This is a genomic window from Tenebrionibacter intestinalis, assembly GCF_016632365.1.
Classification (GTDB): domain Bacteria; phylum Pseudomonadota; class Gammaproteobacteria; order Enterobacterales; family Enterobacteriaceae; genus Tenebrionibacter; species Tenebrionibacter intestinalis.
Genome location: NZ_JAEPBH010000019.1, coordinates 68,102 through 78,008 on the forward strand (window position 1 = coordinate 68,102; position 9,907 = coordinate 78,008).

9 protein-coding genes and 2 pseudogenes are annotated in these 9,907 nt (G+C 37.3%); 3 read left to right on the top strand and 8 right to left on the bottom strand.

Annotated elements, in window-relative coordinates; all coding sequences use genetic code 11:
* Positions 1–2: 2 nt before the first annotated feature.
* Entirely contained in the window at positions 3–515 is a 513-nt protein-coding gene (gene cheW / locus JJB97_RS08970) for a chemotaxis protein CheW (RefSeq protein ID WP_238713685.1), read from the top strand.
* Between the two features lie 127 nt (positions 516–642).
* Here cheW and JJB97_RS08975 read toward each other — a convergent pair.
* A pseudogene (locus tag JJB97_RS08975) lies at positions 643–744 on the bottom strand (IS630 family transposase); the annotation flags it as partial.
* 249 nt (positions 745–993) lie between these two features.
* On the opposite strand from JJB97_RS08975, the pseudogene JJB97_RS08980 reads away from it, so the two are divergent.
* Positions 994–2,038: pseudogene (locus JJB97_RS08980) on the top strand (IS481 family transposase).
* A gap of 295 nt (positions 2,039–2,333) precedes the next feature.
* On the opposite strand, the gene JJB97_RS08985 reads toward JJB97_RS08980, so the two are convergent.
* From JJB97_RS08985 to JJB97_RS09015, 7 genes are read right to left on the bottom strand one after another with little or no spacing between them, the layout of a single operon-like run.
* Positions 2,334–3,260: a metal-dependent hydrolase gene (locus JJB97_RS08985; RefSeq protein ID WP_238713686.1), complete on the bottom strand. Its 927-nt coding sequence runs from the start codon at positions 3,258–3,260 to the stop codon at positions 2,334–2,336.
* 10 nt (positions 3,261–3,270) lie between these two features.
* Entirely contained in the window at positions 3,271–4,017 is a 747-nt protein-coding gene (locus JJB97_RS08990; protein ID WP_238713687.1) for an SDR family oxidoreductase, read from the bottom strand.
* Between the two features lie 3 nt (positions 4,018–4,020).
* Positions 4,021–4,944, bottom strand: a complete 924-nt coding sequence (locus JJB97_RS08995) for a hypothetical protein (RefSeq protein WP_238713688.1) — start codon at positions 4,942–4,944, stop codon at positions 4,021–4,023.
* A gap of 39 nt (positions 4,945–4,983) precedes the next feature.
* Positions 4,984–5,748: a MaoC/PaaZ C-terminal domain-containing protein gene (locus JJB97_RS09000; protein WP_238713689.1), complete on the bottom strand. Its 765-nt coding sequence runs from the start codon at positions 5,746–5,748 to the stop codon at positions 4,984–4,986.
* Positions 5,745–6,995, bottom strand: coding sequence for a beta-ketoacyl-[acyl-carrier-protein] synthase family protein (locus JJB97_RS09005; protein WP_238713690.1), 1,251 nt, complete (start codon positions 6,993–6,995; stop codon positions 5,745–5,747). Before JJB97_RS09005 ends, JJB97_RS09000 begins: the two co-directional genes overlap by 4 nt.
* Before the next feature lie 22 nt (positions 6,996–7,017).
* Positions 7,018–7,248, bottom strand: coding sequence for an acyl carrier protein (locus JJB97_RS09010; RefSeq protein WP_238713691.1), 231 nt, complete (start codon positions 7,246–7,248; stop codon positions 7,018–7,020).
* A gap of 13 nt (positions 7,249–7,261) precedes the next feature.
* Positions 7,262–7,912 (bottom strand): flavin reductase family protein, encoded by a 651-nt coding sequence (locus JJB97_RS09015; protein WP_238713692.1) that lies wholly within the window; start codon positions 7,910–7,912, stop codon positions 7,262–7,264.
* 557 nt (positions 7,913–8,469) lie between these two features.
* Here JJB97_RS09015 and fabF point away from each other — a divergent pair.
* Complete coding sequence (gene fabF / locus JJB97_RS09020; RefSeq protein ID WP_238713693.1) at positions 8,470–9,750, top strand: beta-ketoacyl-ACP synthase II; 1,281 nt, start codon at positions 8,470–8,472, stop codon at positions 9,748–9,750.
* Positions 9,751–9,907 lie beyond the last annotated feature (157 nt).

Sequence of the window (9,907 nt, forward strand, 5' to 3'; positions counted from 1 at the left end):
ACATGATGAGCATCGTTTCAGACAACCAGATGGCGGTCGAAAACCTTGGGCAGGAATACCTGATTTTTGCGCTGGGGCAGGAAGAGTACGGCATTGAAATCCTTAAGGTACAGGAGATCCGCGGCTACGATCGGGTCACCCGTATCGCCAACACGCCGGGCTTTATTAAAGGCGTAACTAACCTGCGCGGCATTATCGTACCGATCGTTGACCTGCGTGTGAAATTTGCCCAGGAGAATATCCGCTACGATAACAACACGGTGGTTATCGTGCTGAACGTAAATCAGCGCGTAGTGGGGATTGTGGTCGATGGCGTGTCCGACGTCCTGTCGTTGACCTCCGAGCAGATTAAACCGGCCCCGGAGTTTTCCGTCACGCTTTCAACCGAATACCTGATGGGCCTGGGCGCGGTAGATGAGCGGATGATTATTCTGGTGGATATTGAAAAACTGCTCAACAGCGAAGAAATGGAACTGATGGATAAAATCCACAGTGACGCCGCGCACGCGCTCTAACGGCGCGCCGATACCGTTCTCAACGCGAAAAACGCGCGATGCCGTAAGGCCGCGCGTTTTTTTACATTCAGGGGCGTTAGGGTTACCCGGACGGAGCAAAGCGTAGGTAAGCGTCATTTCAGCACCGTCTGGCAACGTCGCTGACACGGTCACCCCGGTGCAGCATCAGCATGGCAGTCAGTCTGCGGGCATAATTTTTATCGTGTGTTTTATGGATAGCTTTCTGCATCAGGCGTCGTTCGTCACGGGGAATTGGTGCTATGTCGGCATTGCTCAGTCCGGTTTGGTGATATTGGTTGGTTTGGCGATTGATCAGATCGCACAATCCGGGCTGAGTTCCCTCAAAGTGATCTACTATTCCGCGCAGCTATTTAGTTGTATTAGTCGCGACTTGATCTGACACATGGCCTTGAAAGGTTGAGAGTTACCGGTTTTGATATGGGTGTCGAATCCTTATACAAAACACGAGGTAACTCTCATGCTTCATACTACCAATCCCGTCATCAAACACAAAGCCGGTTTGCTCAATCTGGCTGAAGAACTCAGCAATGTATCAAAAGCCTGTAAAATCATGGGAGTGTCGCGGGATACATTTTATCGTTATCGCGAACTGGCCGATGAAGGCGGCGTGGATGCGCTGATTAATCGTAGTCGCCGCACCCCTAACCTGAAGAACCGTACCGATGAGGCAACTGAGCAGGCTGTTATTGATTACGCCGTCGCTTTCCCAGCGCACGGTCAGCACCGGACCAGCAACGAGTTGCGCAAACAGGGCGTTTTTATCTCCGGCAGTGGTGTCCGTTCTGTCTGGTTACGCCATAACCTTGAGAACTTCAAAAAACGGCTGAAAGCACTGGAAGAAAAAGTGGCCCGCGATGGCATTGAACTGACCGACAGCCAAATCGCAGCGCTGGAGCGTAAAGCCAGTGATGACGAGTCCTGTGGCGAAATCGAAACTGCTTGCTCATCCGGGTTATCTGGGGTCACAGGACACGTTCTACGTTGGCAATCTGAAAGGTGTCGGGCGTATTTATCAGCAAACGTTCGTTGATACGTACTCAAAGGTGGCTCACTGCAAGCTCTACGTCACCAAAACGCCGATTACAGCAGCTGATTTACTGAATGATCGTGTACTGCCATTTTATGAGTCTCAGTGCCTGCCGATGCTGAGAATACTGACTGACAGAGGCACAGAATATTGCGGCAAAGTGGAACATCATGATTATCAGCTTTATCTGGCGATAAATGACATCGAACACACGAAAACTAAGGCGATGTCACCACAGACCAACGGCATCTGCGAGCGGTTCCATAAAACGATACTGAACGAGTTTTATCAGGTGACGTTCCGCAAAAAGTTATATGGCGATCTTGATACATTACAATCGGATCTTGATGAATGGCTGGCTCACTATAATAATGAGCGGACTCATCAGGGAAAAATGTGCTGTGGCCGGACGCCGATGGAAACATTACTTGATGGAAAACGCATCTGGGCTGAGAAAAATTTAAACCAGATGTAATCTGACAGATACCTGTATAAATAACCGGTAACTGTCAGATCAGGTCTGAGCTAATACAATTTAGTCTACAGCCTGAGCTTCCTGTCTTAACTNATTTAGTCTACAGCCTGAGCTTCCTGTCTTAACTCTCTCCAGGAAATTCGGTGCGGTTCATCCCGTTCAGCCAGTTCGCTCTTGCGTTCAGACGATGACAGTTGCTGCTGCTGTTTGCTGCGCCCTCAGTGCGCCCTCAGATATAAAAGACAAAACCTGAGGCTATGCTATATATTATAATATTCAATCTCTTAACAAAAAATCATCGACCAGTAGCAACTTTGGTATTAATTGCATCAAGAACCATAGGCTCCCAAATATTATCCCACTGATTAATGTAATATTCTCTTATTTTAGACACAGATGGTAAACGTGGGTGAAAATTTTCATTGATAAAATACTTTTGCCTTTCAACCGTAAATTTATAATAAGAGCTACATTCAATGTCTCTTACGGATACATTAACACCTAATAATTTTGCAGCATACAAACCATATTGTACAGCCTGATTATTTTCGATACTTTGATTAGTTATCTCGGATTCGACTAAAGAAATATCCCATAGCTTTTCATGGTATAATTCTTCATATAAATCTAAAGCGACATAGCTATGTTCCATTTCTTCAACAAAATGATAAGCTAGTAAATATAAAATACCTAAATTATTAGATAGACTCAATATACGCTTTATATTACCGCCATCAAACAGCTGTTCAAAGAAAACAAAGCTGGAAACACATGTTTTACTTTCAAATATAGCAACATCTTTAATTCCACGCTTTAATGATATATTATCCAGGGTAATTAAATCATTAGATAAAATATCATGCAGTATAGGTTCATAATATAACTTATAATTTATATACATAAAATCATAAACGTTACCATGATATTTCTCTTTGCCGGGAGGAGAAATAGAGGCTATAAATTCATTAAGTGGCTTATGTGCTAACGCATGCTGCCACTCTTGTTTCATAAAAATGTCATTATCACTTGCTAGATCTTTGTCTAAAATAAGCTCTGAATATATTCTATTAATTCGTTCTGCAAAATATTCTATAAACTCAAAATAATAAGAATAACCTAATCCCAATATAGATGATGATATTTGAGGATTCCAAAGATAATTAAATTCATCATTGAAATTCATTGCAGAAAAAACATTTTCAGGTATTTTTCTAATATGCATACATTTCTCTTTATATAGATAAACCACCATCAATGATAATTGTTTGGCCAGTGATATATTCTGCTTCTTTACTCATCAAATATCCCACTAGAAACCCAACATCAGAAGGATGTCCTATACGTCCTAACGGTATTTCCCTTCGAATATATTTCAATTCTTTATTGGAAATAAAATTAAGCATGTCCGTATTTATAAATCCTGGAGCAATTGAATTCACTCTTACATTAAACCGCCCAACTTCTTTGGCTAAGGATTTGGTCAATCCTTTTAGCGCAGCTTTTGATGCACCATAACATACTTGTCCAGGGTTACCTCGTTCAGCGGTTACTGAGCTAATAGTTATAATAGTTCCTCCTCCAACTAGCATTGTTGATAACAAATGCTTATTAAAATAAAATATCGAATTCAGATTAGTATCTATAATAGTTTTCCACTCTTCAACTTTAGTATTGAAGTGTAAGTTGTCTAATGCAATTCCTGCATTATAAACTATACCATATGGAGGCCCAAATTCCTTTAAAAAATACTCACAGAAGCAACTAACACTATCATAGCTACTAACATCACATCTAAAATAATCGCTATTAAATCCCTGATTTAATAAATTTTCTTTTAATTGGTGTGCCGATGCCTCGCTACTATTATATGTAAAGATGACATGATATCCTTGTTTCGCAAGAATCTCTACAATACCAGAGCCGATTCCTCGACTCCCTCCGGTAACTAATATTTTTTTAGATTGTTTTAACTCTTCCATATATTAACCAATAAAGTTTATTTTATTTGAAACCTCTTTTGAGTACACTGCCCGTTTTTTTCCATATGATTTAATTAAAAAATCAGAATGAAATTTTTTTATATCATCTATAGAATAAATGTTGTTTTCACCAAACAACTCATTAAGAACATTATACTTTGATTTACATATCCGCTCTATGGCGCTAGCTTTTCCATCCTCTCCCGACAAGAACAGGGGTAACATTTTATTTTGACCTTCAAAGAAGGTCTCGTGCACCATTGCGTTATGGTAAACCAAGCCTTCAGAAATTGACTCTAGAAAAAATTGCTTATGTCTTTCATCTGCATTAATAATGTTTTTTATGATATCTTTCCAAGCTTTTATATGCCTTGCCTCGTCTCTCATAATATTTGAGACAACACTTTTCAATTTTGGATGAGATATTACTGAGCGAACATCTTTATATAATTCAGTATTCACAATTTCAGCAAATAAGTGTGCTAATGCATAGCTGTAAAGACTCCAGTATTGCCTATCTTCAAAGCACCAAATATATTTTTCACTATAAGTTCTTATAGATAAGTTTGATATAAAATCATCCTTACCTGTTTTTACATAATTAAATATTTTTCCCAAAGAAACGCCATGCCTAAATTCTTCGTAAGTAATAATGTTAGCGTAGGCCAGTACTTCCCCCCAATCAGAAAGTAAGTCCTTATCAAAGCCATTTTCTCTTAACTTGAAAATCAAATTATAGAATTGTGTTATAGATGCCTGCCCCGAAAACTCTCCATCTGAAAGACAATCAAGCAAAAGTATAATATTTTTATCGACATCTCCAAGCTCGCCTAGCCAAGGCCAGTCATATCTATTAGCATCCCATCGTTGTTCATCAGATAGCCATCCATAGTGAACAATTGTGTCAATCCCAGTAGTATTTTCCATAATTACTCCGTATGATAAACTTATGATTAATATGTTAAGTTAATTTTTTACTTTGACCATTAACCCCATTGATAGCTGATAAATCAATTTATCTTCTTCAAATAAATTAATTTCAACAGTACCATAGACATCGTTCCCACTTCTTAATAAATCCCCTCCTCTTGTATTATAGGACAGTTTTCTAAATTCGAAATTTCTCCTTCTCCACAACATATCAGACACATTAATTTTATGATCTACTTGATAAACAGCCACATCATTAGAATCAACTATATTATGCTTCTCCAAATATGCTGCGGTTTCTTTAGCCAATGGTTTTTTATCGTTATCTGATATATATAAAGAAAATGCCAAAGCATCAATAAAGATCCAATCCTGATTGATGTCAGGATAATATTTTTTGAATAAATTAAGTTTTTTATTTATTAAATTAGATGGAATATTCCTTCTTTCACTACTATTTTCAATATCAATGAAATCGCCTGAAGCATTTGCCACGAAGCAAATATTCTTATTGCTATCTCTTATAGTTAGCCTACTGCTATTTTTCTTTTCCGTAATATCAAACAACATAGTTGAGTTGATATAGGCAGGAGACTTTAAGTAAAAGCATAAAGATCTATTTCCTAATGATAAAACATTGCTCAATAGATACTTTGCATCAAGCATAACCAGCATCCCATGAACAATTTTATCTTTAAGCCCTTTATTTAATGCAAAAATAGTATCAAAATGAACTTTATTATAATCACCAGAAAATAATGCCCATTGTTCAAGATCCACTTGATCATATTTTATTATCATTCATCAGCCTTCTGAATAACGAGACAACTATTCGAACCGCCAAACCCATAATTAACATTCAATGTTCTTCTTACTTTTTTACGCATATGTTCATTAGGAACATAATTTAAATCACAATTGTTATCTTTTTCATGAAAATTAATTGTTGCAGGAATAATACTTGATTCAATTGATTTAATACAAAAAATTGTTTCTATAGCTCCTGTTGCTGCAATAAGGTGTCCTGTATAGGATTTTGTGCTTGATACAGGAATATTATATATTTTTTCGGCGAAAACTTCTTTTAATGCTAAAGTTTCGTTAAGATCATTTAACTGTGTAGATGTGCCATGAGCATTAATATAATCAATGTCTTCATTCATAATTTGCGCATCAGAAATCGCATCTTTAATAGCCCAAACACGTCCTGCTAAATCTGGTGCAGGTGCAGTCATATCGTATGCATCTGTAAAACTGGCAAACCCCGTAATTTCAGCGAGAATATTTGCACCTCTTGATTTAGCACTTTCGTACTCTTCTAAGCAGATTACTCCAGCCCCCTCTGATAAGATAAAACCTGTTCTTCCGGCACTAAACGGGCAACAAGCGTTTTTTGGTTCCACTTGTTCTTTAGATAAAGCATCCAGGATGTCAACAGTCCAAATGCCATAATTACCTAAAATGCTTTCACCTCCACCAGCTAACATCATTTTAGCCTTGCCCATCTTTATACGCTCATATGCATCACCAATAGATATACTACCAGTCGCACATGCAGCAGACGGTGTATTCTGATATCCTCTCAGATTCCAATTCAATGCAATACTTGCGGTGCCTATACTAGGCATCGCGAATAAATTACTTAGAGTTGAGGCAAAACCTGTATTTACATAAATATTATTATTCTCTATTGTTTCATCAATACCACCCCAACCTGTACCAAGAATTACACCACAGTCTTTCGGTTCATAATATTCGGATACAATCGTAGCCTGGCTTGAGCCAAACGCCATATTAATGGCCTCTCTCGAAGCCATTAGTCCTAGCTTTGCAAATCTAGGCATATTTTTAAGTATCTTTTTTGAGAACATTTGTAGTTCAAGAGGAAAATTGATTCTTCCGAAATATTTGGCCTTAACACTTTTATCTGGATGTTCCCAGTATGTATAGCCGATTTTTTTAGCTAATATTGAGTCCCAAATTTCCTCTGTATTCTTTCCTAAGGAACATATTGCGCCATATCCTGTAACTGCTACTCTTTTATTCATTTTGTCTTCTTCCAAGTTTAGCTCAAAGATTTTCAATATATCTGACTAAATCACCAATAGATTCTAAATTCTCCTGAGCTAGTTTATTTAAATCCACATCAATATCCATTTCTCTTTTCAGTACGACTTGAATTGCTACATAATCTAAACTAACGAGCCCAACATCTGTAATTTTTGTTGCATCGCTTAACTGAGCAATATCGAAATCGGTCAGGTTATCAATTTGTTCAACAATAATTCCTTTAACGCTCATAAATAACTTCCTCTTAGTCGCTTCCACACATAATGATATTAAGCAATTCAGGTGCCATTGGTACCTGCATAGAAAAACTGTTTCCGATTGTCGCGTAGTCAATATAACCCATACGCGCTAAAACCTGAGTTTTAGAAACATCCATCATTCCATCTTTGATATATTCATCTTTTACATGGATTCTGATTACTTCACCTAAAATTAAATCCACTGTCCCCAGGTTAGAATTCCCTTTTATTGTCTGTGTACTGATGTACTTACATTCAAGTTGACATGGACTATCTGCAACCATCGGTATTTGTGATAAATCAGCTTTAATTTTTGCGACATTCGCAAGTTCAAACTCATCAACTTGTGAAGGAACAATCATTGCTGATTTATTAACAGCTTCTTTTAAATCTTCAGTAGCCATATTCCATACAAACCATCCCGTACTCTCTGCATTCCTTGCCGAGTCTTTTCTTGTATCATCAGGATAATGATTCGCGCAAAACATTACCATCGGCGGATCAATTGTAACGATTTGGCATTGGCTAAACGGTGCAAGATTATCAATTCCATTTTCATCCGTGGTTGATATCCATGCTATTGGTCTAGGCGTAATACATGCTCTAAAAATAGAGTATGGTAGTGGGCATTTTTCTTTCGAAGGATCATATTTCATTAGTTTCTATACCTTTAAAAATCTCCAGTCGTCACGATTTAATACACTTAAAATCTTTCCGTCAATTTTTGGAGTAGTTATTAATCTATTAAAAAGTTAAACATATAGAACAAATCATACTGATCATTTTTTGTACACAACATAAAAACCATTTATTTTTTAATGTTTTTGGTCGATTACTCTGAATATGTTCATTTTTCATTCAAAAGCGCAAAACTTGATTTACATCAAATAATTAGTCGATTTTTCTTTAAGAAAAAAATAACTTAAACAACAAAACGCTAATAATTTCATTTGGCATGCAAAACAACATTTTTTAATTAAAACAATAGTTTAGCAATAGACATATAACACTTCTTTCTTGATCAATTCCAAGACCAATGGAAGCAACCTATTATCAAAGCCGTTTTTGGAGCGGGGTTTAGCTAATATTGAGAAGTGGCAATTTATGTTTTAATTTTGAGCTTACACATGTACACTGAAAACTTGATGTACCCTTTCACACAAAAGCAACAAGGTCGCAAACCCAAAAACTATGGATAGGAGCTACTTCTCTAATGAACGAAAAACATGTAAAACGTGTCGTTGTTACTGGTGTTGGATTGGTATCGCCACTTGCTGCAAATAGCACGGTCTCGTGGGAAAGATTACTCAAGGGGCTTTCAGGCGTAAAAAGATTACCCCCAGAGAGTTATGGTGATTGTCCGGTCAGCATTGCAGGAATTATTCCATCCTATGAAGACGACCCCATAGGTGGATTAGATATGAATCGTTACATTCCCTTAAAAGACCAAAAAAAAGCAGATCGATTTATTCAGCTCGCTCTTGTTGCTGCGGAGGAAGCAGTAATCGATGCAAATCTCTTACCTTTAAGCAATGACGAAAAACTAGATATAGCAACTATTGTTGCTACTGGTATTGGAGGTTTTCATTCGATTACTAATGCCGTAAATACTGTTGTTACAAAAGGGAGTAGAAAGTTATCTCCATTTACGATCCCATCTTTCATAGCAAATCTTGCAGCAGGACAGATTTCAATAAAATATGGCTTTAAAGGAATGATTGGAGCACCAGTTTCTGCGTGTGCGGCAAGTATACAAGCAATTGGTGATGGTTTCAGAGCTATTCAATCAGGATACGCTAATATTGCACTAGTTGGTGGCAGTGAATCATGTATTAATAATGTTTCATTAGGAGGGTTCCACGCAGCTAGGGCTTTAACTACAAATTATAATGATGCCCCTGAATGTGCTTCTCGGCCATTCGATTCACAACGAGATGGTTTCGTTATGAGTGAAGGAGCAGGCATATTGATACTAGAAGATCTAGATAATGCTTTAAAGCGAAAAGCAAAAATTCTCGCTGAAATAATAGGTTATGGAACAACTTCAGATGCTTGGCATATAACTTCTGGACCTGAAGATGGCTCCGGCGCAGCTAGATCAATGCAGAAAGCACTTAATGATGCTCATTTAAAAGCAGAAGATATTGATTATATTAACGCTCATTCAACTTCAACTTTTGTCGGCGATAGAGCTGAAATTGCAGCTATAAAAAGTGTATTTAATAACTCAAAAACTTATATATCATCAACCAAATCTTCTACTGGTCATATGTTAGGTGCAGCCGGAGCAGCTGCAACAATATTTTCTATTAAAGCAATTAATGATGGAATTGCTCCCCCTTCAATAAATATTGATGATTTGGACGATAGTACTGATGGACTAAACATTGTAACAAACACACCGAAAAAAACATCCTTAAAAAATGTTCTTATAAATGGATTCGGGTTTGGCGGGGTGAATGCTTCACTAATAATTTCAGATTTTGTAAAGTGATTTATAATTTAAGGTGCATTACCTATGCACCTTAAATCAACATGTAACTGCTGAAAAAATTGTAGTGAACTTTGATATAAGATTGATTCACTTCGGATATATAAAAAAATACCATTATTGTGGATTTGACCCTATATATCCAGACACCTTTTCTCTC